General features: G+C 67.5%; 19 protein-coding genes. 16 read left to right on the top strand and 3 right to left on the bottom strand.

Annotation, left to right across the window (positions count from 1 at the left end; genetic code table 11):
- Positions 1 to 62: 62 nt before the first annotated feature.
- The 6 genes from AC1GI4_RS16080 (at position 63) to AC1GI4_RS16055 (ending at position 8,221) form a co-directional block, all read left to right on the top strand.
- Positions 63 to 1,169: a DUF3089 domain-containing protein gene (locus tag AC1GI4_RS16080; RefSeq protein WP_479630170.1), complete on the top strand. Its 1,107-nt coding sequence runs from the start codon at positions 63 to 65 to the stop codon at positions 1,167 to 1,169.
- Complete coding sequence (gene ruvX, locus AC1GI4_RS16075; RefSeq protein WP_433910126.1) at positions 1,166 to 1,630, top strand: Holliday junction resolvase RuvX; 465 nt, start codon at positions 1,166 to 1,168, stop codon at positions 1,628 to 1,630. The genes AC1GI4_RS16080 and ruvX overlap by 4 nt, the downstream gene beginning before the upstream one ends.
- 359 nt (positions 1,631 to 1,989) lie before the next feature.
- Positions 1,990 to 4,359, top strand: coding sequence for a TonB-dependent receptor (locus AC1GI4_RS16070; protein ID WP_479630169.1), 2,370 nt, complete (start codon positions 1,990 to 1,992; stop codon positions 4,357 to 4,359).
- 91 nt (positions 4,360 to 4,450) lie between these two features.
- Positions 4,451 to 5,968: a hypothetical protein gene (locus tag AC1GI4_RS16065; protein ID WP_479630168.1), complete on the top strand. Its 1,518-nt coding sequence runs from the start codon at positions 4,451 to 4,453 to the stop codon at positions 5,966 to 5,968.
- 55 nt (positions 5,969 to 6,023) lie between these two features.
- On the top strand, positions 6,024 to 7,007 hold the full coding sequence (locus tag AC1GI4_RS16060; protein ID WP_479630167.1) for an aspartate carbamoyltransferase catalytic subunit: 984 nt from the start codon (positions 6,024 to 6,026) through the stop codon (positions 7,005 to 7,007).
- Entirely contained in the window at positions 7,004 to 8,221 is a 1,218-nt protein-coding gene (locus AC1GI4_RS16055) for a dihydroorotase (protein WP_479630166.1), read from the top strand. The genes AC1GI4_RS16060 and AC1GI4_RS16055 overlap by 4 nt, the downstream gene beginning before the upstream one ends.
- A gap of 203 nt (positions 8,222 to 8,424) precedes the next feature.
- Here AC1GI4_RS16055 and AC1GI4_RS16050 read toward each other — a convergent pair whose 3' ends face one another.
- Positions 8,425 to 10,164 (bottom strand): DEAD/DEAH box helicase, encoded by a 1,740-nt coding sequence (locus AC1GI4_RS16050; RefSeq protein WP_479630165.1) that lies wholly within the window; start codon positions 10,162 to 10,164, stop codon positions 8,425 to 8,427.
- A gap of 210 nt (positions 10,165 to 10,374) precedes the next feature.
- Here AC1GI4_RS16050 and AC1GI4_RS16045 point away from each other — a divergent pair, with 210 nt between their 5' ends.
- Positions 10,375 to 10,830 (top strand): GreA/GreB family elongation factor, encoded by a 456-nt coding sequence (locus AC1GI4_RS16045; RefSeq protein WP_479630164.1) that lies wholly within the window; start codon positions 10,375 to 10,377, stop codon positions 10,828 to 10,830.
- A 189-nt stretch (positions 10,831 to 11,019) separates the two neighbouring features.
- Entirely contained in the window at positions 11,020 to 12,207 is a 1,188-nt protein-coding gene (locus AC1GI4_RS16040) for a BaiN/RdsA family NAD(P)/FAD-dependent oxidoreductase (RefSeq protein WP_479630163.1), read from the top strand.
- Positions 12,208 to 12,223: 16 nt separating this feature from the next.
- Here AC1GI4_RS16040 and AC1GI4_RS16035 read toward each other — a convergent pair whose 3' ends face one another.
- Positions 12,224 to 13,606: an SPOR domain-containing protein gene (locus AC1GI4_RS16035; RefSeq protein WP_479630162.1), complete on the bottom strand. Its 1,383-nt coding sequence runs from the start codon at positions 13,604 to 13,606 to the stop codon at positions 12,224 to 12,226.
- 198 nt (positions 13,607 to 13,804) lie between these two features.
- Here AC1GI4_RS16035 and AC1GI4_RS16030 point away from each other — a divergent pair, with 198 nt between their 5' ends.
- Positions 13,805 to 14,914 (top strand): SPOR domain-containing protein, encoded by a 1,110-nt coding sequence (locus AC1GI4_RS16030; protein ID WP_479630161.1) that lies wholly within the window; start codon positions 13,805 to 13,807, stop codon positions 14,912 to 14,914.
- Positions 14,915 to 14,958: 44 nt separating this feature from the next.
- On the opposite strand, the gene serB is transcribed toward AC1GI4_RS16030, so the two are convergent.
- A complete protein-coding gene (serB, locus tag AC1GI4_RS16025) occupies positions 14,959 to 15,843 on the bottom strand; it encodes a phosphoserine phosphatase SerB (protein ID WP_479630160.1) in 885 nt (294 codons plus the stop codon).
- Between serB and miaA the strand changes: the two genes are divergently transcribed.
- From miaA to AC1GI4_RS15990, 7 genes are all read left to right on the top strand, one after another.
- On the top strand, positions 15,842 to 16,774 hold the full coding sequence (miaA, locus tag AC1GI4_RS16020) for a tRNA (adenosine(37)-N6)-dimethylallyltransferase MiaA (protein ID WP_479630438.1): 933 nt from the start codon (positions 15,842 to 15,844) through the stop codon (positions 16,772 to 16,774). The genes serB and miaA overlap by 2 nt on opposite strands.
- Before the next feature lie 85 nt (positions 16,775 to 16,859).
- Positions 16,860 to 18,605, top strand: coding sequence for an acetolactate synthase 3 large subunit (locus tag AC1GI4_RS16015; protein WP_479630159.1), 1,746 nt, complete (start codon positions 16,860 to 16,862; stop codon positions 18,603 to 18,605).
- Positions 18,606 to 18,758: 153 nt separating this feature from the next.
- Positions 18,759 to 19,274: an acetolactate synthase small subunit gene (gene ilvN / locus AC1GI4_RS16010; RefSeq protein WP_076709953.1), complete on the top strand. Its 516-nt coding sequence runs from the start codon at positions 18,759 to 18,761 to the stop codon at positions 19,272 to 19,274.
- 9 nt (positions 19,275 to 19,283) lie between these two features.
- Positions 19,284 to 20,360, top strand: coding sequence for a ketol-acid reductoisomerase (ilvC, locus tag AC1GI4_RS16005; protein ID WP_479630437.1), 1,077 nt, complete (start codon positions 19,284 to 19,286; stop codon positions 20,358 to 20,360).
- A gap of 312 nt (positions 20,361 to 20,672) precedes the next feature.
- Positions 20,673 to 21,281 (top strand): YceI family protein, encoded by a 609-nt coding sequence (locus AC1GI4_RS16000; protein ID WP_433910115.1) that lies wholly within the window; start codon positions 20,673 to 20,675, stop codon positions 21,279 to 21,281.
- A gap of 371 nt (positions 21,282 to 21,652) precedes the next feature.
- Complete coding sequence (leuA, locus tag AC1GI4_RS15995) at positions 21,653 to 23,311, top strand: 2-isopropylmalate synthase (protein ID WP_479630158.1); 1,659 nt, start codon at positions 21,653 to 21,655, stop codon at positions 23,309 to 23,311.
- 117 nt (positions 23,312 to 23,428) lie between these two features.
- Positions 23,429 to 24,229 carry a hypothetical protein gene (locus AC1GI4_RS15990; protein ID WP_433910113.1) on the top strand — a complete coding sequence of 267 codons (801 nt, stop codon included), beginning with the start codon at positions 23,429 to 23,431 and terminating at the stop codon, positions 24,227 to 24,229.
- Positions 24,230 to 24,285 lie beyond the last annotated feature (56 nt).

Below are 24,285 nucleotides of genomic sequence, written 5' to 3'. Positions count from 1 at the left end.
GGCATCATGGATAGCAATTGCGGGCCGTCCGATTTTGCTGCACCGCACAACGGAGTGATGATTTGGCGCGCAAATTCCTCTATGTCGTGGCGGCGCTCATCGTGCTGACGATCGCTGCGGCCTTTGCCTACCGCCTGTTCGGCAACCAGCTGCTCCGCTGGTCGACCGTGCCCTCCGAGTCGTTCCAGACCCAGGCGGCGACGCGCGCGGAGGAGTATCGCGATGCCAAGATGTGGCTGGCGCGACCCGACCTGCCGGGCAATCCGGCGATGTGGGTGCCGACCGGCTATACCCCCGGCCAGCCCGGCCAGGGCGCCGCCGTCTTCTTCATCCACCCGACCTCCTATATCAGCAAGGCGCACTGGAACGCGCCGCTGGACGACCCCGAGACCAATGGCCGCGCCGAGCTGTTCCTGCGCGGGCAGGCGAGCGCATTCAACGGCGCGGGCGACATCTGGGCCCCGCGCTATCGCCAGGCGACCTTCGGCGCGTTCCTGACCAGCATGGCGGATGCCGAGCGCGCGCTCGACCTCGCCTACAAGGATGTCGACGCCGCCTTCACCGCGTTCCTGACGCAGGTCGATCCCAACCGCCCGCTGATCCTGGCGGGGCATAGCCAGGGCGCGCTGCATCTGTCGCGGCTGTTGACCGACCGCGTGGCGAAGGACCCCGCGCTCAAGCGTCGGATCGTCGCGGCCTATGTCGTCGGCTGGCCGATCTCGACGACCGCCGACCTGCCCGCGATGGGCCTGCCCGCCTGTACGAAGCCCGACCAGACGGGGTGCATCCTCAGCTGGCAGAGCTTCGGCGAACCCGCCGATCCGTCGCTGATCCTCGACGTGTTCGACCAGACCAACGGCTATACCGGGGCACCGCGGAAAGGAACCGCGATGCTCTGCACCAACCCGCTGACCGGCATGTCCGGCGGCGAAGCGCCCGCCACCGCCAATCTGGGCACACTCTATCCGTCCGCCGATCTGAAGACCGCCGCCATCACCGCAGGCAAGGTTCCGGCGAAGTGCGAGGGGCGCGGCATCCTGAGCATCGGCGAAGGACCGAGCGTCGGCCCCTATGTGCTGCCCGGCAACAACTACCACGTCTATGACTATAGCCTGTTCTGGGCCAATGTCCGCGCCGATGCGGAACGCCGCTTGAAAGCCTTTCGATGACCCTGATTACGACCGACCGTAGCGAATTTCGCGCCGCCCTCCCCTCCGGCGGGCGGCTGATCGGGCTAGACGTCGGCACCAAGACCGTGGGCACCGCGCTGTGCGACGCCGGATGGAGCTTCGCCAGCCCCGCCACCCTGATCCGCCGGACCAAGTTCACCAAGGACAAGGAACAGCTGATCGCGATGATCGCCCAGCAGGGATGCAAGGGGCTGGTCATCGGCCTGCCGCTGAACCTCGACGGCAGCGAGAGCCCACGCTCGCAATCGACCCGCGCCTTTGCCCGGAACTGCGCCGATCTGGGCCCGATCCTGCTCTGGGACGAACGCTGGTCCACCGTCGCGGTCGAACGCACGATGATCGAACAGGATATGAGCCGCGCCAAGCGCGCCGAACGCATCGACAATCTGGCGGCCGCGCATATCCTTCAGGCGGCGATCGACGCACTGGTGATGGCCTGACGCCTTTTCTTCCCTCGCCCCTCTTTGAGGGGAGAGGGTTGCGCAGACTTGGTCTTTGCATGGCAAAGACTTAATCGAAGCTGGGTGAGGGGTGTGCGCTCGCGGGGCGAGCGCGCGAGCCATTCGGCTCGCTCCACCCCTCACCCAAGCTGCGCTAGCCAGCACGCTGGCAAGCTCCGCTACCCCTCTCCCCTTTCCAGGGGAGAGGGAGAAAATAGGGCGGCATGAATGACGATCAATTGACCGCAAAACGACCATGATCGCCAGCAATGTCATATATTGGTCTTTAGCCAGTCGTTAACCCGTCACCCAAGCCCCCTAGCTGCGCCGCTTCCTGTGGAGCCTTTGGGGGGCCAGTCGTGCAGCGTGTTTCCATTCTTTCCCGTTCGATGTTGATGATCGGTGCGGCCGTCATCGCCGTGCCTGCGATGGCGCAGCAGCAATCCGATCCGGACGCCACCGAGGCCGCGACCAATGGCGACCAGATCGTCGTCACCGCGAACCGCACCACCCGCTCCTCGGTCGAGCTGGGCGCGGCGGAGATACAGAAGGTGTTGCCCGGCGCCAGCCCGATCAAGGCGATCCAGACGCTGCCCGGCGTGCAGTTCGAAACGGCCGATCCCTGGGGCAACAACGAACAGAATATCTCGCTGTTCGTCCACGGCTTCAATCAGAACCAGCTGGGCTTCACCATGGACGGCGTGCCGCTGGGTGACCAGTCCTATGGCAATTACAACGGCCTGACGCCGCAGCGTGCGGTCATCAGCGAGAACGTCGCGCGCGTCCGCCTGACCGCCGGAGCCGCCGATCTCGGCACCGCCTCGGCCAGCAATCTGGGCGGCGGGATCGAAACCTATTCGAGCGACCCGGCGGCCACGCTGGGCGTGCGCTTCGCGCAGACGCTGGGCAGCTATGACGCGACCCGGACCTATCTGCGCATCGACAGCGGCGAGGTCGAGGGGCTGGGCGGCACCAATAGCGGCTATCTCTCGGTCGTCCGGCAAAAGGCGCGGGCTTGGGAATTCAACGCGCGTCAGGGCGGGTGGCAGGGCAATGCCAAGTTCGTCCACAAGGGCGAGAACGGCACACTGACCGGCTATTTCGACATTTCGGACAAGGTCGAGCCGAACCAGGATTCAGTCGCACACAATGCGGGCGGGATCGAACCCTATTACCGTTCGCTGCTCTATCCGAACTGGCAGGCCGCGCTCGCCTATGTCGATGCGAACGGCGCGCCGCCTGCGAACAACCCCAACAATTACATGAACTATTTCGGCGACGCACAGCGCACCGATTATCTGGGCTATATCAAGTACGAACACCGCTTCGGCGATGCCGTCACCTGGACCAATCAGGTCTATTACCATCATGACGAGGGCCAGGGGCAGATCACCGGCCCGATCGCGGCCGCCGGTCTGCCCGGCCTGTTCCGCATTTATTATCCGGGGCAGAATCTGAAGGCCGTCTTCGGCGGCTCGGGCTATGCGCTGCGTACCACCGAATATGGCATCGACCGGAAAGGCGGTATTTCGACGCTGGCGATCCGTGCGGGCGACCATGAGATCGAGCTGGGCGGCTGGTACGAGCATAACCGCAACACGATCTTCCGCCGCTGGTATGCAGCCCCGATCGACAATCCGCCCTCGCCCTATGAATGGGCCGACCCTGCCAAGCTGCGCCTGACCCAATATGCCGCGATCACGAAGTACGACCTGATCCAGACGCATATCCAGGATCGCTGGCACGTCACCCCGGTGGTGACGCTCGAGGCCGGGTTCAAGTCCAGCCTGCAATTCGCCGATGGCCGCGTGCCCACCCAGCCGCTGCCGGGCGCGCTGCCCGGCACCTCGACCGGCTATCCACAAGGGCGGCTGAACACGAAGAAGTGGTTCCTGCCCGCCTTCGGTGCGATCTGGGACATCGGCAGCAACGACCAACTGTTCGGCCATATCCAGAAGAATGTCCGCCAGTTCCAGGCCTCGGTCGCGGCGGGCCTGTCGCCTTTCGCGGTCGGTAGCCAGCAGGCGTTCGACCAGATCAAGGCGAACACCTCACCCGAAACCTCCTGGACCTATGAGGCGGGCCTGCGCTCGCGCCATGCGCTCGACCTCGGCCCGCTGACCGGAATCGAGGCGCAGATCAGCGCCTATCATGTCGACTTCGACAACCGCCTGCTCCAGATCAGCGCGACGCCGGTCATCGCCTCGGTCATAGGCGGCGTGTCGATCCTGCAGAATGTCGGCCGCGTGCGCACCAACGGCGTCGACGCCTCCGCCACCCTGCGCTTCGGCCCGCACCTGTCGGTCTACAATGCGCTGTCGTACAACAGCTCGAAATACCGCGACAATTATGTCAGCGGCACGACGACCGTCCCGACCGCCGGCAAATATGTACCCAACACCGCCAAGTGGCTGAACAAGACGGTGGTGTCGATCAATGACGGCCCGTTCGAGATCCAGGCGATCGGCGATTATGTCGGCCCGCGCTTCGCCACCTATACCAACGACCAGTCGATCGGCGGGCGTTACCTGCTGAACCTGCAGGCGAGCTACAGCCTGCCGCAGATCGACGGGTTCGGGGTCAAGGACCTGAAGCTGTCGGTCAACGTCACCAACGTGACCAACCGCAAGGGCATTTACGAACTGGTCGTCGGCGCGGCGTCGAAGACGTGGAACAGCTATGCCCAGCCGCCACGCATGGGCTTCATCACCCTGTCGGGCGCCTTCTGACGAAAGCGACGTGCCGGATCGGGAAGCCTCGCGGCTCCGATCCGGCACGTTGGCTTGCGACCCGGAACCGGGTGCGGCAGACCGGCCGGGCATGATCCCCGACCACGCGCCCTCGCCTTCGCCGCTTCACTGGCGTCGCCCATCCTTCTGGATGCTCGCAATGCTGGCGGTGGTCTATGTGACGCAGGTCCATGCGATGACCGTGGCGATGCAGTTGCGCGGGCCGTGGTATGACGAATTCTACACGCTCTACGTCGCGCGCCCGGGCGTTCCCTTGCCTTACGCCTTTCACCGCTGGCTGGCGGACAATCATCCGCCGCTCTTCTATGCGCTGGCCCGCGCGACGACATGGCTGGGCACGACGGTCGAGGAGCGGCGCGCCGTCAACCTGTTCCTTTTCGTCCTCGCCGGTATCCAGCTGGCGTGGTGGCTGATCCCGCGGGGTTTGCGGCGGATCGGCTGGGTCTATGCCGTGGCGCTGGCCAGTGCCTGGCCCGCCATCGACCGCGCGGCCGAATTGCGATCCAATTATCTCGCCTTCGCGGCCGCCGCCGTCGCGGTCGCCGCGCTGATCGCCGTCGAGCGGGACCATCGCGCGCACCGCAAGGCCGAGTGGGTAATGTTGACCCTGGCGCTGCTCGTAGCGCTCAACGTCCATCTGGCGGCCAGCATGATCGTCGGCGGGCTCGTCGCGGCCATGATCCTGCGCCGGATGATTGCACGCCAGTGGCCCAGTGCCGCCCGGTTGCTCGCGGCGGCAAGCATCGCGGCCATGCCGCTGCTGATCCAGCTCGTCATGTCGTTCGGACAGCTCGACGCCAATACCCGCCATTTCTGGATCGAGGGCGGCCTGACCCGCGCGCGCTGGGCGATCCAGGGGGAGATCGAAAGCGGCCTGAGCGCCAACCTGCCGATCACCATCCTGGCGGTCGTCGGTTTCGGGTTGCTGGCGCATCGAAGCTGGCGCGAACGGCGTCTTGCCCTGCGGGCCGATCTGGCGGTGACGCTGGGCGTTGGGCTGGCGATCGCCTGCGCGGTGATGGTGGCGGTGCATCTGTGGCGCCCCTTCATCATGAGCCGCTATCTCGTCGCGCTCCACCCGCCGATCGCCATGATGCTGGCGCTGGGCGCGGCGGCACTGCTCGACCGGGTGCGGCCGCTGTTCGTGACGATCCTGTCCGTGCTGATGAGTTTGGCCGGACTGGCTGCGATCCATGCCAACATGGTCCGAACCGTGGCACAGCCGAGCTGGTATGGCACGGGCCGGGCGATCGCGACGATCCGGCGCAACTGCCCCACGACCCGGATCCATGTCGACGCCAGCGGCAACCGCCTCGTCATGGCGACACTGCCAAGCGAGAATCGCGACGTCTTCCCCTTTGCCTATCGAAACGTCGCGGATCATTTCGGCTTTCCGATCACCGACCCGCACGACCGGACCATGCCGCGCGACTGCCCGACGCTGTTCTGGACCGAGCATGTCGCCGGGCAACCGGACACCGCCCGCGAATTGGCGATGCGGCTGCGCGCCGCGGGCTTTCCGATCGGCCGGGCCCGGCTCCAGCGGATCGGCTATGGACGCGTGCTGCTGACCTGGCCGACACGCTGAGCGGCACCACTCAAGCCTTGCCGAACGCCGTCCCGCTCGCTACCCGGCGGCTTTAATGCAGACCTCGGATCATCGCCCCGGCACGCTCATTCAGGGTGGCGCCGTTTTCCCGCACCGGCATCTGACCGGCATCGACGGCCTTCAACCGCATGAGATCATGTTCCTGCTCGACGAGGCGGAACATTGGCTCGATCGCGGCGCGACCGATACGCCCGACACAAGGCTGGCGGGCCTGACCCAGATCAACGCCTTTTTCGAGAACTCAACCCGGACTTTGCTGTCCTTCGAGATCGCGGGCAAGCGCCTGGGTGCGGACGTGGTCAACATGCACGCGGCGCAGTCGAGCGTGAAGAAGGGCGAGACGCTGATCGACACGGCGATGACGCTGAACGCGATGCGTGCCGATGTGATCGTGATCCGCCACATGGCGAGCGGAGCGGTTCGCCTGATCGCCGACAAGGTCGACTGCCCGGTCCTGAACGCGGGCGACGGGCGGCACGAGCATCCCACGCAAGCGCTGCTCGACATGCTGACCATCCGCCGCCGCCGGGGTAGCGTCGCGGGGCAAAAGGTCGTGATCTGCGGCGACATATTGCACAGCCGGGTCGCGCGTTCGGACATCCTCGCGCTCACCGCGCTCGCGGCCGAGGTGCGGATCTGCGCACCCTCGACGCTGATGCCCAAGGGGATCGAGCGGATGTTCGTGACCCCCTTCACCGATTTCGACGAAGCGATCGAGGATGCCGACGTGGTCATGATGCTGCGCGTCCAGAACGAGCGGATGGCCGGCGGCTATATCCCCTCCACGCGCGAGTACCGGATGCGCTACGGCCTGACCGCCGAACGGCTGAAGCGCGCCAAGCCCGGTGCGCTGGTCATGCACCCCGGCCCGATGAACCGGGGCGTGGAGATCGACTCGGAGGTGGCGGACGGTCCGCAATCGGCGATCACCGAGCAGGTGGCGATGGGCGTCGCGGTGCGCATGGCGTGCCTGGATGTGCTGACCAGACGGGCGCGCAAGCTGGAGGGCTGGGCATGAGCGTCACCGCCTTCACCAATGCCACGCTGGTCTGCCCGGTCGGCGGCGAGGTCAAGGGCCAGACCCTGCTAGTCGAGGACGGCGTCATCACCGGCCCAGGAGACGTGCCGGAGGGCGCGACGGTCGTCGACTGCGGCGGCAAGCGGCTCGCCCCCGGCATCGTCGATTTGGGCGTGTTCAAGGTCGACCGCGCCGCCTGCCGCGCAGGCGGCATCGTGCGCGTCGGCCTGATGCCCGACCAGTCGCCGGTGCTCGACGATCCGGGCGTGGTGCAGCGCGCCGCGCTGATCGGGCGGCCCGACCTGTGGATCCACCCCATTGCGGCCGCGACCCGCTCGCTCGCGGGCACCGATCTGGCCGAGATGGCGGTGTGCGTGTCGGCAGGGGCCAAGGCGGTAGGCACCGGGCGCGGCTGGATCGCCGATTCGGGGGTGATGCACCGGGTCCTCGCCTATGCGGGCGATCTGGGCCTGACCGTCATCGCCCATGCCGAGGACGGTGGCCTTGCCGCCGATGCGGTGGCGACCGAGGGCGAGACGGCGAGCCGTCTGGGCCTGCCCTCTGCCCCCGCCATTGCCGAGTCGCTCGCCATCGCACGCGATCTGATGCTGGCCGAGGAAACGGGCGCGAAGCTGCACATCCGGCAGGTCACGACGGCCGCGGGCTTCGACCTGATCCGCGCGGCCAAGCGTCGGGGCGTCAAGGTGACGTGCGGCATCACGCCCGCGCATCTCCACCTGTCCGACATCGCGGTCACCGATTTCCGCACCTTCGCCCGCCTTTCGCCGCCACTACGCGACGAGAGCGACCGGCAGGCCGCGCTGGCAGCGGTAGCGGACGGGACGGTCGACGTCATCGGATCGGGTCACGACCCGCACGGGCCGGAGTCCAAGCGCCTGCCCTTCGTCGATGCCGAGGCGGGCATGGCGGGGGCGGAGACGCTGCTCCCGCTGGCGCTGATGCTGGTGCGGGACGAGCGGATCACCCTGCCCCGGCTATTTGCGCTGCTGGCAGCCAATCCGGCCAAGGTGCTGGGCCTCGACACCGGCACGCTGGAGCCGGGCAAGCCTGCCGATCTGATGCTGTTCGACGCCGACAAGCCCTGGATGGTGTCGGGCGACACTTTCGCCTCGGCGGGCAATACGCCGTTCGACGGCTTCCCGGTGCAAGGCCGCGCCCTGCGCCTCTGGAAGGCCGGACGAGAAATTCTCTAACAGAAATCCTCCCCATCTCTGATGGGGAGGGGGACCGCGCCCGCAGGGCGTGGTGGAGGGGCGGCAACGCCAGCGAGGGTTGCGGCCCCTCCACCACCGGGCTGACGCCCGGCGGTCCCCCTCCCCAAGCATAGCTTGGGGAGGAATAAAAAAAGCCTCGCCGAGACGTCTCGGCGAGGCTTTTTACGTACCCCTTTATCAGCTTAGCCGCGACGGGGACCGCGCGGGCCGCCCTGGGTGGGGCGCGGCGAATAGCGGCGCGGGCCGCCGGGGCCACCGGCTGGGCGACCGCCCATCGGGCGGTTGCCGCCCGGGCCGCGACGCGGACCGCCATGGCCCGAGCCGCCGGCGGGGGGGCCATCGGCCTGCTCGATCGCGATATCGTCCTCGGCATGATCTGCCTCGGTCCGCTTCAGCGCGGCGACGAAACGGGACGCCAGTGCCGACGGGATTTCGAACAGCGTCTCGTTCGGCTGGATGCGGATCGCGCCGATCTCGTTGCGGGTGATGTGCCCGCGACGGCAGATCAGCGGCAGCAGCCAGCGCGGATCGGCATTCTGGCTGCGACCGACGCTCATGCGGAACCAGGCGGTGTCGTCGAACCCTTCGCGACGCTCGCGCGGGGCCGGAGCGTCGCCCTCGACCAGTTCCTCGGCCTGGGGAAGGGCTGCGCGGTGCGCCCGGACGAGCGCGGCGGCGATATCCTCCGGCGACTTCTCGGCGAGCAGGCGGGTGGCCAGCTCACGATCACCCTCGTCCACCTCGACCGGCGCCAGCAGCGCGGCGAGCAGACGCTCGCGGTCCTGTGCGCGGATTTCCTCCAGCGTCGGCGCGCGACGCCATTCGGCATCGATGCGTGCGCCGCGTAGCATGCCCTCGACCCGACGACGGCGCGGATAGGGGACGATCAGGATCGCGGTGCCCTTGCGGCCCGCGCGGCCGGTGCGGCCCGAACGGTGCTGGAGCGCTTCGGCATCGCGGGGGATTTCGACATGGATGACCAAAGTCAGGCCGGGCAGGTCGATGCCGCGTGCCGCGACGTCGGTCGCGACGCAGACGCGAGCGCGACCGTCACGCAGCGCCTGGAGCGCATGGTTGCGCTCGTTCTGCGAATGCTCACCCGACAGCGCCACCGCCGAGAAACCGCGCTCGACCAGGCTGGCGTGCAGGTGGCGGACATTGTCGCGGGTGGCGCAGAACAGGATCGCGACCTCCGCCTCGTGCAGGCGCAGCAGGTTGACCACCGCCGCCTCGATATCGGCGGGCGCGACCGTCACCGCCTGATAGGCGATGTCCGCATGGCCCTTGTCCTCGCTGATCGTCTCGATCCGCTTGGCATTGGTCTGGTAACGCTTGGCGAGCTGCACGATCGGGCGCGGCATGGTCGCCGAGAACAGGAGCGTGCGGCGCTCGGACGGCGTGCCGTCGAGGATCTGCTCCAGGTCTTCGCGGAAGCCCATGTCGAGCATCTCGTCCGCCTCGTCGAGAACGACGAACTTCAGCGATGACAGGTCAAGCGCGCCACGCTCCAGATGGTCGCGCAGACGGCCCGGCGTGCCGACGACGATATGCGTGCCATGGCTGAGCGCCCGGCGCTCGCGCGAGGCGTCCATGCCGCCGACGCAGGTCGCGATACGCGCACGGGCCCCGGCATAGAGCCATTCCAGCTCGCGGCTGACCTGCAGCGCCAGCTCGCGGGTCGGCGCGATAACCAGCGCCATCGGCGCGCCCGGCTGGGGCAGGTGATCGCCGCCGCCCAGCAGCTCGCTCGCCATCGCAAGGCCGAAGGCGACGGTCTTGCCCGAGCCGGTCTGGGCCGACACGATCAGGTCGCGGCCCTGGGCGTCATCCTCGATAACGGCGGCCTGGACGGGGGTTGGGGCGGTATAGCCGCGCGCGGAAAGGGCAGCCGACAATACCGGCGGCAGAGCAGAAAAAGGCATGGGGACTCCAACAGAAAAAGGAGCGCGTACCGCCGAACCAAGGGACCCATCCCTCTTAGTTGGCGGATACACCCATGCGGCACGGGTGAATGTTTGCGTTCCGTGAAAGCGTGGCCCTTTACACGATTGTACAGAAAACTCAAGCCGCGCTTGCGGCGAACCGAATGGCCCGCCATGGAGCCGCGCCATGAGCCCATGCGTTGATACCCGATGAGTGTCGCCTTTCGCCGCGAATCCGATGAGGAACATCTCGAACCCAAATTCGAGCTGCCGATCCCACCCGGCCCCAATCTGGTCACGCCCAGGGGGCTGGAACTGACCCGCGCCAAGGTCGCCGAAGTCGAAGCCGCGGTCGCTTCCGCGACGGATGATGAGAAGCGTACCCGGCTTCAGCGCGAACTCCGTTACTGGAACACTCGCGCCGCCACCGCCGAACTGGCCCCCACCCCCGCCGAGGACGAGGTCGGGATCGGCAGTACGGTGACGATCCGGCTGAATGGTCAGACGAAGACGCTGACCATCGTCGGCCATGACGAAGCCGACCCGGCCCATGACCGCATCGCCTATGCCGCGCCGCTGGCGCGCGCACTGATGGGCGCGATGGCGGGGGAGACGGTTGCGTTCGGGGGGAAAGCGGATGCGATCGAGGTGGTGGAGGTAAGCTAGTCTCCCCGACCTTCCACTTCTGCATCCCCTCCCGCAGGCGGGAGGGGACCGAGGGGAGGGAAAGGTGTCTCACCGAGACCATCGCTTGAGGCCTACCCTCCCCCATCCCCTCCCGCCTGCGGGAGGGGCGTGCCAAGCCGCAAACCGAGTAATCTATCGCTTCTGCTGCAGAACGACTAAACCGCGCCCATGCAACACTATGACGCGATCATCCTCGGCGCAGGGGCGGCGGGGCTCATGGCGGCGGCGACCGCCGGGCAGCGGGGGCGGCGGGTGCTGGTCGTCGATCATGCCGATGCACCGGGCAAGAAGATCCTGATCTCCGGCGGCGGGCGGTGCAATTTCACCAATATCGGCACCGCGCCCGACCGCTTCCTGTCGGCCAATCCGCATTTCGCCAAGTCGGCGCTGGGCCGCTACACCCCCGCCGACGTCCTGGCCCTGGTCGAGGCGCACGGCATCGCCTGGCATGAAAAGACGCTCGGGCAACTGTTCTGCGACGGGTCGGCACGACAGATCGTCGACATGCTGCTCGACGAATGCGACCGAGCCGCGCGATCCGGCGGCGGCGTCGACGTCGCCTTGGGACAGCCGGTCGAAAGCGTCACGCATGACGGAGCGCAGTTCCGCGTGACCCACGGCGGCAAGACCGCAACCGCCCCCCGCCTGATCGTCGCGACCGGCGGGCCGAGCATCCCCAAGATGGGCGCGACCAGTTACGCCTATGACCTGGCGCGCCAATTCGGGTTGAAGGTGGTCGAGCCGCGCCCGGCCCTCGTGCCGCTGACGCTGGGTGGCGAAGAGACGCTGTTTCGCTCGCTTTCCGGCGTCGCGTCGGAGGTCGTCGCACGCGCGGGCAAGACGCGGTTTCGTGAGGCCGCGCTGTTCACCCATCGCGGGCTGTCGGGTCCCGCGATCCTGCAGGTGTCGTCCTATTGGCGGCATGGCGAGGCCATAGGGATCGATTTCCTGCCCGATTGTGCGCCCGACTGGCTGCTCGCCCTGAAGCGCAGCGCCCCGCGCGCCAGTCCGCGCCGCGCACTCGGCCAGCATCTGCCCGACCGGCTGGCCGAGACGCTGGCGGAACGGCTGGCATTGCCCGGCGAACTGGGGGCCGCGACCGACAAGGTACTGGCGGCGGCACAGGGCCGCCTGGCCGACTGGACTTTCCACCCCAATGGCAGCGAGGGCTATGCCAAGGCCGAGGTGACGGTCGGCGGCGTCTCGACCGCCGGGCTGTCCTCCCGCACCATGGAGGCCAAGGCGGTGCCGGGCCTTCACTTCGTCGGCGAGGCGGTGGACGTCACCGGCTGGCTGGGCGGCTATAACTTCCAATGGGCCTGGGCGAGCGGCCGCGCGGCGGGCGAGGCCGTCTGACCTTCCCGCCTGTGGCTCAGGCGACGCCGATACCGGGCCGTGCCCATTGCGCCATGTGGTCGCCAGCCTGACGGCGGACGAAACACGAGCCTCCCGCCACACGATAGCGACGGCAGAATGAGTCGGCATCCGCGCGGTTCAGCCCGCCGACCGACAATCGGTACAGCTGCCCCCCCGACAGACGTACGGTCCCGCTTTGTGGGGCATAGCCCGCCAAGCCACCATAGCGCCGGGTGAGTTGCGCCCAGGCCTTTTGCGCGCCGTCCGCCTTGCCGAAGGCCCCGATCTGAACATTCCAGTCGCCGCCGCGCCGCGCGACGACACGCCGTTCCTCGGCGCGACGAAGCAGGGCGGGCGTGGTGACCAGGCCCGGCGCCATGCGCTCGGCCCGTGCGAGCATGGTGGCGGGCGCCGCGTCATCGTCACGCCGCGCCATCATCGGGTTCGATGAAGCCGGAGCGGCGACATGCAAGGCCGGGCGCTCGCGGGTCATGGGCAGCGCCTGGACGATCTCGCGACGCGCCGCAAAGGCGATCCGGGCCGCTGCCGGATCGGCGACGACCGGGGCGGGGTCGGCCGGACCTGCGTTCGCAGCCTCAGGCCGTGGCTCAGGCAGGGCCTGCACCATCTCCTGCACGACCGCCACCGAGGGCGCGGCGTTCAGCGCCAGCGTGATGGGCTGGCCGGTGTCGACCGCCTGTCTGATGCCGAGCAGCGAGGAGACCCGGTCGGCCGGGCTGGCATTGGCGGCGAAGTCGGCCCATTCGCGCATACGGACCTCGACATCGGCAGGCGCCATGTCGGCCGACGCCGCCATGCGTGCCATTTCCCACTGGCCGGACAGCGCCAGCGCCAGCGCCAGGTTCTGCCGGGTCTTGACGCTCGCCCCCGGTTCGCGCGCGGCGGCGGTCAGCAGGCGGACGCCTTGGCCCGGTGCTCCCGCCAGCGCCAGGGCGAGCCCCAGATCGGCGGATGGAATGACGGCGGCATGTTCGTCGAGCAACGCCCGCGCCCCCTCGCCATTGCCGCCCGCGATCAACGCCAGCGCCAGGTTCAGCGCGGCGCGGCCATCGCCCGGGTCAAGCTGCAAGGCGTCCGCAAAGGCCTGTCGCGCCGAGGCGAAACGCCCGGCCTGAAGATAGCTTTGTCCCAAAAGCGAACGATAGGTCGCGTTCCTCGGTTCGGCGGAAACCAGTCGCTCGGCCGAGGCCACGGCCGCCTCGCCATCGCGTTGCGCCAATATCCGACGGGTATGGTCGGCGAGTGCGGCGGTCGCCTTGGCCGGGCCGGCCTGCGCGTCCAGTCTCGCCGAGCGGGGGCTCGTCGCGGTGCAGCCGCCCAGTATCAACACGCCGACGCTGCAGGACAGAAGAGTGCGGAACGTGGTCATATCGGTCATCCGGTTCAGCCCAGGGGAAGGCGGCCGATACGCCGTGCCAGGGACGTGCGAGACGCCCGGAGCATGACCCCATTCCCCGATCGGACGCCGTGCTAGCCCCAAAGCCCATAAGGAACGGTTAACCCCTCACTGCCAGCTTTACCCGCCGCCCCTGGCGGGGCATGGATGGCGCGTGCAACAAGGGTGTAAGGACGAAGGATGATGCGCAGATTCCCGATCGGCGGCATGGTCGCGCCCGTCGCCCTCTTGATGGCAGTTCCCGCCTTGGCCGTGCCCGACGTCAAGGCCGGGGTCGAGGCCTGGGCGCAGGGCGATTATCGCAAGGCCGTCGACGAATGGCGCGGACCCGCCGTCGCGGGCGATGCCGATGCGCAGTTCAACCTGGCCCAGGCCTATAAGCTGGGGCGTGGCGTGCCGCTCGACCCCGCGCTTGCCGAAAGCTGGTTCCGCAAGGCTGCGGTCCAGGGCCATGTCCAGGCGGCCGACAATTACGGCCTCGCGCTGTTCCAGGCGGGCAAGAAGGCCGAGGCCGCGCCATGGCTGGAAAAGTCGGTCGCGCATGGCGAACCGCGCGCGCAGCTGGTGCTGGGCACGATGCTGTTCAACGGCGACGGCGTTCCCCGCGACTATCCGCGCGCCTATGCGCTGATGACGCTGGCGTCGCAGGCGGGCGTGCAGGCCGCGTCGCAGACGCTGGCGCAGATGGACCAGTATATCACCCCGCCCGACCGCCAGCACGGCGTCGAGCTGGCCCAGCGCTACCGTGCGCAGCTCGCCGCGCTGCCCACGCCCGCACCCGTCGCGAACGGGCCGAAGCGGGTGATGGTGGGTCCCAATCCCGCCACTGGCCAGACCGCCGCCAGCAGCACTCCTGCCGCCAGCCCGCCCGCCCCTTCGCCATCGCGGGTACAGCCGGTGCCGGTCGCCCCGTCACGCCCCACCACCTCGGCCTACGGCGCCAGCTATCCAGTGCCGGGCGCCCCCGCCGTTCGCGAAGAGGCCTCCGATCTGGTCGGCCAGCGCAACGCCGCCGCGCCGCCGCCCGCCCCCAGGCCCCGCGCGGCGAAACCAGCTCCGGCGACGCATGCCAGCGGCGGTGCCTGGCGGATCCAGCTCGGCGCGTTCCGCGATCGCGGAAATGCCGATCAGTTGTGGCAAAGGGTGCGCGGTCGCCTGGGCGGTGCGAAGCCCTTCTTCGTCACGGTGGGCAGCGTCACCCGGCTGCAGGCGGGCGGCTATGGCAATCGTAGCGCGGCACAGGCGGCGTGCAGCCGCTCGGGCCAGCCCTGCGTGGTGGTCGCGCCGTAATGCCCTATTCCTCCCCTGGCAGGGGAGGAATGTTCGGCCTGCCCTTAACCGACCACCCACTCCGCACTGGGAATGCCCTGCGCATAGAGGAGCGCGGTCAGGTCGCCATGATCGACCCGCGCCGCCGCCGCGCCCGCGACGATCGGCTTGGCCCGGTACGCGATGCCCAGCCCGGCCCGGCGGATCATCGCCAGGTCGTTGGCGCCGTCGCCCACCGCCATGCTCTCCGCCGCGCCGATGCCCAGTTCGTCGAGCGCGGCGAGCAGCGTCTTTTCCTTGGTGTCCGAACCGACGATGGGCTTGCGCACCGTGCCGGTCAGCTTGCCGTGCGCGATCTCGAGGTAATTGGCGATGGCACGGTCGAAGCCGATTTCGGCGGCGACCGGCTCGGCGAAGCGGGTAAAGCCGCCCGACACAAGAATGGCGTGACCGCCGCGCGCCTTCATCGTGCGGATCAGCGCGCGGGCTCCAGCCATCAGCGTCACCCGCTCGGCCAGGCATTGTTCGATGACGCGCTCGTCCAGCCCTTCGAGCAGCGCGACGCGCGCGTCGAGCGCGGCGGCGAAGTCGAGTTCGCCGCGCATCGCGCGTTCGGTGACCTCGGCGACCTGCTCCTTGATCCCGGCATAATCGGCCAGTTCGTCGATGCACTCGACGGTAATCATGGTGGAGTCCATGTCGGCGACCAGCAGCCGCTTCTCACGGTGCGCCGCCGCCTGTACGATGACATCGGTCGCGTCGAACCGCCCCTCCAGCGCCTCACGCGCCACCAGCGGATCGCCAGTGAAGTCGAGGTCGGCCGCGATACCCGTATCGATCCAGCGGGTATCGGCAACGGTGCAGCCCGCCGCCGCCAATTTTGCCTGCGCGGTCGTCAAATCGGCATCGGCCAGCCGGCCCTTGGCTGCTATCAGCGTGGCGATGAACATGGCGAACTCCTCTGACCGACCCAGGGTCGCGCTCATCGCAGGGCCGACCGCCAGCGGCAAGTCCGCATTGGCGCTCGATCTGGCGAAGGCGACCGGCGGCACGATCATCAATGCCGATTCGGCGCAGGTGTACCGGGACCTGTCGATCCTGACCGCCCGCCCCTCCCTCGAGGAAGAGGCGCAGGCTCCGCATCGGCTGTTCGGCCATGTCAACGGCGCGGACACCGGCTATTCGGCGGCGCGCTGGGCGGCGGAGGCGCGCGCCGCGATCGACGACAGCGTGGCGGCGGGATCGCTACCGATCCTGGTCGGCGGCACCGGCCTTTATATGCGCACCCTGCTCGACGGCATCGCGCCGGTGCCCGAGATCGATGCCGATATTCGCGCAGAGGTCCGCGCCTTGCCCGTCGCCGAGGCACATGCCGCCCTGTCGCGCGAAGACGCCACCGCCGCCGCCCGGCTGAACCCGGCCGACACCACCCGCGTCGCCCGCGCGCTGGAGGTGGTGCGCTCGACCGGCCGCGCGCTGCACGAATGGCAGGCGCGCAAGGAAGGCGGCATCGGCGACCGCATCGCCCTTTCCGCCGTCATCCTGCTGCCCGATCGCGACTGGCTGAACGCGCGCATCGACCGGCGTTTCGGCGAAATGCTGGACGAAGGGCTGGACGAAGCTGCCGCCCTGCTCGCCCGCCCCGACCTGCCCGCCGACGCCCCCATCCGCCGCGCGATCGGCGTGCCCGAGGCCGCCGCGCTGCTGGCGGGCACCATGACCCGCGCCGAAGCGCAGGCGGCGGGCGCACTGGCGACAAGGCGTTATGCCAAAAGGCAATTCACCTGGTTCCGGCACCAGCCCGGCCCGGGCTGGACAGTGATTCCCGACACCGCGCCCGATGTGCGACGCAACATAATAGAAACTTTATTGCGCAATTGACGGTTGACGCGCACTTTTTAAACTTGTAGCCGCGCCATTCCCGACACGCCCCGTCAGTGGGCACGGACGCAGAAGGACGAAGACGATGACCGAGAAAAGCGGAGCCGATATCCTGGTCGAGGCGCTGTGCGATCTCGGCGTGGAGGTCGTCTTCGGCTATCCGGGTGGCGCAGTGCTGCCGATCTATGACGCCATGTTTCGATCGAAGCGCATCCGCCATATCCTCGTCCGCCACGAACAGGCGGCGACCCATGCGGCGGAGGGCTATGCCCGCTCGACCGGCAAGCCCGGCGTGGTGCTCGTCACCTCCGGGCCGGGCGCGACCAATGCGGTTACCGGCATCACCGACGCGCTGCTCGATTCGATCCCCATGGTGGTCATCACCGGCCAGGTGCCGACCGCGCTGATCGGCACCGACGCGTTCCAGGAAGCCGATACGGTCGGCATCACGCGCCACTGCTCCAAGCATAATTATCTGGTGAAGGACCCCGCGCGCCTGGGCGAGGTGGTGCATGAAGCGTTCCACATCGCGACCTCGGGCCGCCCCGGGCCGGTCGTGATCGACATCCCCAAGGACGTGCAGGTCGCCACCGCCCGCTATCAGAAGCCGGGGCCGATCCGTCACAAGACCTATCGCCCGCAGGTGAAGGCCGACCAAGCCCAAATCGAGCAGCTGGTCGACATGCTGGCGGCGGCCGAGCGGCCGATCCTCTATACCGGCGGCGGCATCATCAATTCGGGTCCGGCCGCGTCGCAGCTGCTGCGCGAACTGGCCCGCATCACCGGCGCGCCCGTCACCTCGACCCTGATGGGCCTGGGCGCCTTCCCGGCCAGCGACCCGCAATGGTTGGGGATGCTGGGGATGCACGGCACCTACGAAGCCAATATGGCGATGAACCAGGCCGACCTCGTGGTCGCTTTGGGCAGCCGCTTCGACGACCGCGTGACGGGGCGTCTGGATGCGTTCAGCCCCAATAGCCGGAAGGTCCATGTCGATATCGACCGATCGAGCGTGAACAAGAATGTTCGCGTCGACCTGGCCATCATCGCCGATGTCGGCCACGCGCTGGAGGATGCGGTGCGCATCTGGAAGTCGCGCCAGCATCCCAAGCCCGACACCACCGAGTGGCAGAGCCGCATCGCAGGGTGGCGCGCGGTCGGCTGTCTCTCGTTTCCGGAAGCGGGCGACGCGATCATGCCGCAGCGCGCGATCCGCGCGCTATACGACGCGACCAAGGCGCGCCAGCCGATCATCACCACCGAGGTCGGCCAGCACCAGATGTGGGCCGCCCAGCATTTCGGCTTCGAAAAGCCTAACAAGTGGCTGACCTCCGGCGGCCTGGGCACCATGGGTTACGGCCTGCCCGCCGCGATCGGTGCGCAGCTCGGCAATCCGGGGGCGCTGGTGATCGATATCGCGGGCGAAGCCTCGATCCAGATGAACATCCAGGAGCTGGCGACGGCGACCCAGTACCGCCTGCCGGTCAAGATCTTCATCCTGAACAACAAATATATGGGCATGGTCCGCCAGTGGCAGGAACTGACCTATGAGAGCCGCTATGCCGAAAGCTATTCGGACAGCTTGCCCGACTTCGTGAAGCTGGGCGAGGCCTATGGCTGGAAGGGTATCCTGATCGAGCATCGCGACCAGCTGGAGGACGGCATCGCGGCGATGCTGGACCATGACGGGCCGGTGATCGTCGACTGCCGCGTCGCCAAGCTCGCCAATTGCTTCCCGATGATCCCGAGCGGCGCGGCCCATACCGACATGATCCTGCAGGCCAATGAGGTATCGGGCACCATGGACGACGAGGCCAAGGCGCTGGTGTAACTCTTAGCTCCTCCCCGCCCGCGGGGAGGGGGACCGTGACGCGAAGCGGCACGGTGGAGGGGGATTGCCGCATGGGTCAGCGCTGGTGGAGAGCCCCCTCCACCACTCGCTGCGCGAGCGGTCCCCCTCCCCGTTCCGGGGAGGAATTACGAAATGCACATCAAGACCGAACAGGTGGAACGCCACACGCTGGCGGTGATCGTCGACAACGAACCGGGCATCCTCGCCCGGATCGCGGGGCTGTTCACCGCGCGCGGCTATAACATCGAGAGCCTGACCGTGTCGGAGATCACCGCCGACAAGGCCGTCAGCCGCATCACCATCGTCACCAGCGCCTCGCCGCCGGTGATGGAGCAGATCATCGCCCAGCTCGACCGGCTGGTCCCCGTCCACAAGGTCACCGACCTGACCGTGCTGGGCGACCATGTCGAACGCGAGCTGGCGCTGGTGAAGGTATCGGGCACCGGCGACCGCCGGATCGAGGCGCTGCGCCTGGCCGAGGTCTATCGCGCCCGCGTGGTCGACGCGACGATCTCCAGCTTCGTGTTCGAGGTCACCGGGGGCATCGCCAAGATCGACAAGTTCGTCGAGCTGATGGGCGAAGTCGGCCTGGTCGAGGTCGCCCGCACCGGCATCGCCGCGATCTCGCGTGGGGCCGAGGCGGCCTGACCCACTCACATTTTCCGACTATCAAGCGGCCCAAAGCGGCCCGGACATTTCGAAAAGGAAGTTAAAATGCGTGTCTATTACGATCGCGACGCCGATCTGAACCTGATCTCCGAGAAGAACATCGCCATCCTGGGTTACGGTAGCCAAGGCCATGCCCATGCGCAGAACCTGCGCGATTCGGGCGTCAAGAATGTCGCGATCGCGCTGCGCCCCGGTTCGGCCTCGGCCGCCAAGGCGGAAGCGGCGGGTTTCAAGGTCCTGTCGAACAAGGAAGCCGCTGGCTGGGCCGACATCCTGATGATCCTGGCCCCCGACGAGCATCAGGCCGCGATCTATGACGCCGATCTGAAGGGCAATATGAAGCCCGGCGCCGCGCTCGCCTTCGCGCACGGCCTGAACGTCCATTTCGGCCTGATCGAGCCGCCCGCAGACATCGACGTCATCATGATCGCGCCGAAGGGTCCCGGCCACACCGTGCGCAGCGAATATGTGCGCGGCGGCGGCGTGCCCTGCCTGATCGCGATCCACCAGGACGCCAGCGGCAATGCGCATGACGTGGCGCTGGCCTATGCCAGCGGCGTCGGCGGCGGTCGCTCGGGCATCATCGAGACCAACTTCCGCGAAGAGTGTGAAACCGATCTGTTCGGCGAGCAGGCCGTGCTGTGCGGCGGCGCGACCGCGCTGGTCCAGGCGGGCTTCGAGACGCTGGTCGAGGCGGGCTACGCCCCCGAAATGGCCTATTTCGAGTGCCTGCACGAACTGAAGCTGATCGTCGACCTGATGTATGAGGGCGGCATCGCCAACATGCGCTACTCGATCTCGAACACCGCCGAGTACGGCGACATCAAGACCGGCCCGCGCATCATCACCGAAGAGACCAAGAAGGAAATGAAGCGCGTCCTGGCCGACATCCAGTCGGGCCGCTTCGTGAAGGACTTCGTCCTCGACAACCGCGCAGGCCAGCCCGAGCTGAAGGCCAGCCGCATCGCCGCCAAGCGCCACCCGATCGAACAGGTCGGCAGCGAACTGCGCGCAATGATGCCGTGGATCGGCGCGAACAAGCTGGTGGACAAGGCGAAGAACTGATTGTTCGCCGGGGGTGGGGCTCGGTGAGACACCGTTGCCCTCCCCCATCCCCTCCCGCTTGCGGGAGGGGTGAGCCCAGAAGCTATGACACGTTCCCCAACTGACCTTTCAACCATTTGATAGGCTTCGGGGGCGCGTAATGACTGCCAAGTAACGCTCCCCTCCCGTAAACGGGAGGGGATGGGGGAGGGCAGCGGAGCCTCGTAGAGACCTCCCCATCTCAACGCGGAAACGCATCGTTGCGACTCTGGCCTTTGACGTGCGTTCACCGCACGGCCCACAAAGGCCCCAGTCCAACAGGGAGTATCACCCATGCGTTTCGTCGTCCCCGCCGCCCTGGCGCTCGCCACCATCGCCGCCCCCGCCGCCATCGCCCAGACCCAGCCGGGCGCGCCCGTCGCCTCTCGCGTCGTCGCGGGCACCTATGCCGTCGACCCCGCCCATACCCAGGTCACCTGGTCGGTGAACCACATGGGCTTCTCGATGCTCGAGGGGCAGTTCGGCGCGTCGGGTGGCTCGCTGACCATCGACCCGGCCCGTCCCCAGGCCGCCAAGGTCGACGTGACCTTCAACATCAACGATCTGTCGGTGACCGCCGCCCCCTTCGCCAATCATCTGAAGTCGAAGGACTTCTTCGACGCCGCGACCTATCCGACCGCGCGCTTCGTCTCGACCGGCGTGAAGGTCATGGGCACCAAGGCGGTCATCACCGGCAACCTGACCATCAAGGATCAGACCAAGCCGGTCACGCTGAACGCGACCTTCGTCGGCGCGGGCATCAACCCGATGTCGAAGAAGCTGAACATCGGCTTCCGCGCGACCGCCAAGATCAAGCGTTCGGACTTTGGCGTCGGCGCCTATGTGCCGGTCGTGGGTGACGAGGTCGACCTGACCATCAACGCCGCCTTCACCGCGCAGTAATTCCTTTTCATCCCCATATAGAAGGCGGGGTCGCACGTCTGCGGCCCCGCCTTTTCGTACGTCATTGCGAGCGGAGCGAAGCAATCCAGAGCCACGGGCAAGACGCACTGGATTGCTTCGCTCCGCTCGCAATGACGGATGGTGTCAGGCGCCCGTCATCAATCGCGATATAGACAAGGCCGCCCCGACGCGGCATGAACCCGTCCACCATGATCGCCGCGCTGCTGCTTCGTTCGCTTCGACTTATCCGCCCTTAGGGGAGGATCGGCGTGGCCATGCGCGACTTCCCTAAGGGCTGAATGAACCGATAAGCCTGTCCCCGCCGCGTAAAAGGCCAGACGCGGCCGAGAATATTGGAAGACCCGACGATCATGCTGCGCGATCCCTCGACCAAATACCGCCCCTTCCCGACCATCGCCCTGCCCGATCGGCAATGGCCGAACCGTACGATCACGAGCGCGCCCCGCTGGCTGTCGACCGATCTGCGCGACGGCAACCAGGCGCTGATCGACCCGATGGACGCGGAAAAGAAGACGCGGATGTTCGACCTGCTGGTCAAGGTCGGGCTGAAGGAGATCGAGGTCGGCTTTCCCTCCGCGGGCGCGACCGAGTTCGACTTCATCTCCGGTCTGATCCGCGAGGACCGCATCCCAGACGACGTGACGATCCAGGTCCTGACGCAATCGCGCCGCGACCTGATCGAGCGCAGCTTCGAAAGCCTGGAGGGTGCGCGCACCGCCATCGTCCACCTCTATAACGCGGTCAGCCCGTCCTGGCGCAAGATCGTCTTCGGCATGACCCGCGACGAGGTGCGCCAGATCGCCATTGAGGGCGCCAAGATCCTGCGCGACGAAGCGGCCAAGCGCCCCAGCACCGACTGGTTCTTCGAATACAGCCCCGAAACCTTCTCGACCGCCGAGCTGGACTTCTCGGTCGAAGTCTGCGCCGCCGTCATGGACGTGCTGAAGCCGACGCCCGACCATCCGCTGATCCTGAACCTGCCCGCGACCGTCGAATGCGCGACGCCCAATGTCTATGCCGACCAGATCGAATGGTTCGGGCGCAACATTCCGAACCGCGATTGCGTGGTCATCTCGCTCCACACGCATAACGACCGGGGCACCGGCGTCGCGGCGGCCGAGTTGGGCGTGATGGCGGGTGCCGACCGGGTCGAGGGCTGTCTGCTCGGCAATGGCGAGCGAACCGGCAATTGCGATCTCGTGACCGTCGCGCTCAACATGTACACGCAAGGCGTCGACCCAAAGCTCGACCTGTCGGACATCGACGAGGTGGTGAACACGGTCAACTATTGCACCAACCTGCCCGTCCATCCGCGCACGCCCTATGCGGGCGATCTGGTCTTCACCGCCTTTTCGGGCAGCCATCAAGACGCGATCAAGAAGGGTTTTGCCGCACAAAGCGCGCGCAACGACGATTTGTGGGAAGTCCCCTACCTGCCCATCGACCCCGCCGATCTGGGCCGCAGCTATGAAGCGGTCATTCGCGTCAATTCGCAGTCCGGCAAGGGCGGCGTCGCCTGGGTGATCGAACAGGACAAGGGGCTGAAGCTGCCCAAGCGGCTCCAGGCCGATTTCAGCCGCCATGTCCAGGCGATGGCCGACGCCACCAGCCGCGAGCTGAATGCCGCCGACATCTGGGGCGGGTTCGAGGCGACCTATCTGCCGCGCGACGGCGACCGCTTCGTGCTGCGCGACTATGAGGAAAGCGGCTCGACCGGCCAGCGGACCTTTATCGGCCGCGTGCTGGTGGATGGCGAGGAGCGTTCGATCTCGGGGCGTGGCAACGGCCTGATCTCCAGCGTGATCGCCGCGCTGGCCGATACGACCGGGCCCAACCTGGAAGTTATCGACTATAACGAGCATGCCATCGGCCACGGCGCCGACGCGCAGGCCGCCGCCTATGTCGAGGCGCGCACCCCCGATGGCCGCGTCGTATTTGGTGTCGGGCTCGACACCGATATCGCCACCGCCAGCGTCAGGGCGGTACTCTCCGCCGCCAACCGGGCGTGATGCGCCCCGCCCTTCTCGGCTAAGACGACGCGCCATGCGGGCCATCGGAGCGTCGTTTCTTCCTGACCTGAAGGGCGAGGTCGCGGGCCGTAGGTCTGACGAAGGAGTGGCCGCGTCATGAGCGTCGCCGCCCCTCCGTCTCGCTGGGCGTTCATCCCCGAACGCTACCGCGAAAAGCTGCGGGAGCGCGGTGCGTCGATCACGCTCACCGTGCTGGCGCATCTGCTGCTGGCATGGCTGCTCTTCCATCTGGCGCCCAAGCTGATCGACCCGGAGAAATCCTCGTCGCTCAACACCTTTTCCGTATCACCCGACGACAAGGAGGCGGGTGCCCCGGTGCCCAAGACCCGAACCGCGACGCGCAAGCCCGCTTCGGCGGGCGGCTCCAAGGCGCCGGTTACGGAAAAGCGCCCCGACACCCCCACCCCGCCGACCGAGAAAAAGGCCGACACCTCCGCGCCCACCCCGTGGCAATGGGGCGACAAGTCGCTGTTCGCGGCGGGCGATATCGGGGCCCTCCCCAAGGGCGAAGGCAAGGGCGTCGGGTCGAGCAAGGGCGACGACCGGGGCGAGGACAGCGCATCGGCCTATGGCCCCGGCGAAGGCCCGGGCGGGCGGCGGCTCTATAATGCCGAATGGTTCCCGCGCCGTCCGAGCAATGCCGAACTGAACGGCTATCTGCGCGGCCCGCCGCCCGATGGCGGCTGGGCCCTGATCGCGTGCCGCACTATCCCGGACTATCGCGTGGAGAATTGCCAGGTGCTGGGCGAATCCCCGCTAGGCTCCGGCCTGGGTCGCGCGATGCGCGAGGCCGCATGGCAATTCCGCATCCGTGCGCCGCGCATCAACGGCAAGGAGATGATCGGCGAATGGGTCCGTATTCGGATCGACTTCACCACCACCAGAGGTGGCAACTGAGGTTTATAGCAGGATGCCATGAGATGAACCCACCCCTCCCCTTCAGGGGAGGGGCC

The organism is Sphingomonas sp. 77B (assembly GCF_056497825.1).
This window is presented reverse-complemented; position numbering and strand designations above follow the sequence as displayed.

Bases quoted from the DNA above. Each gene is read 5' to 3' on its own strand.
- ruvX (WP_433910126.1), top strand. From the start codon at position 1,166: ATGACCCTGATTACGACCGACCGTAGCGAATTTCGCGCCGCCCTCCCC.
- AC1GI4_RS16065 (WP_479630168.1), top strand. From the start codon at position 4,451: ATGATCCCCGACCACGCGCCCTCGCCTTCGCCGCTTCACTGGCGTCGC.
- AC1GI4_RS16060 (WP_479630167.1), top strand. From the start codon at position 6,024: ATGCAGACCTCGGATCATCGCCCCGGCACGCTCATTCAGGGTGGCGCC.
- AC1GI4_RS16055 (WP_479630166.1), top strand. From the start codon at position 7,004: ATGAGCGTCACCGCCTTCACCAATGCCACGCTGGTCTGCCCGGTCGGC.
- AC1GI4_RS16050 (WP_479630165.1), bottom strand. From the start codon at position 10,164: ATGCCTTTTTCTGCTCTGCCGCCGGTATTGTCGGCTGCCCTTTCCGCG.
- AC1GI4_RS16045 (WP_479630164.1), top strand. From the start codon at position 10,375: ATGAGTGTCGCCTTTCGCCGCGAATCCGATGAGGAACATCTCGAACCC.
- AC1GI4_RS16040 (WP_479630163.1), top strand. From the start codon at position 11,020: ATGCAACACTATGACGCGATCATCCTCGGCGCAGGGGCGGCGGGGCTC.
- AC1GI4_RS16035 (WP_479630162.1), bottom strand. From the start codon at position 13,606: ATGACCGATATGACCACGTTCCGCACTCTTCTGTCCTGCAGCGTCGGC.
- AC1GI4_RS16030 (WP_479630161.1), top strand. From the start codon at position 13,805: ATGATGCGCAGATTCCCGATCGGCGGCATGGTCGCGCCCGTCGCCCTC.
- miaA (WP_479630438.1), top strand. From the start codon at position 15,842: ATGGCGAACTCCTCTGACCGACCCAGGGTCGCGCTCATCGCAGGGCCG.
- serB (WP_479630160.1), bottom strand. From the start codon at position 15,843: ATGTTCATCGCCACGCTGATAGCAGCCAAGGGCCGGCTGGCCGATGCC.
- AC1GI4_RS16015 (WP_479630159.1), top strand. From the start codon at position 16,860: ATGACCGAGAAAAGCGGAGCCGATATCCTGGTCGAGGCGCTGTGCGAT.
- ilvN (WP_076709953.1), top strand. From the start codon at position 18,759: ATGCACATCAAGACCGAACAGGTGGAACGCCACACGCTGGCGGTGATC.
- AC1GI4_RS16000 (WP_433910115.1), top strand. From the start codon at position 20,673: ATGCGTTTCGTCGTCCCCGCCGCCCTGGCGCTCGCCACCATCGCCGCC.
- leuA (WP_479630158.1), top strand. From the start codon at position 21,653: ATGCTGCGCGATCCCTCGACCAAATACCGCCCCTTCCCGACCATCGCC.
- AC1GI4_RS15990 (WP_433910113.1), top strand. From the start codon at position 23,429: ATGAGCGTCGCCGCCCCTCCGTCTCGCTGGGCGTTCATCCCCGAACGC.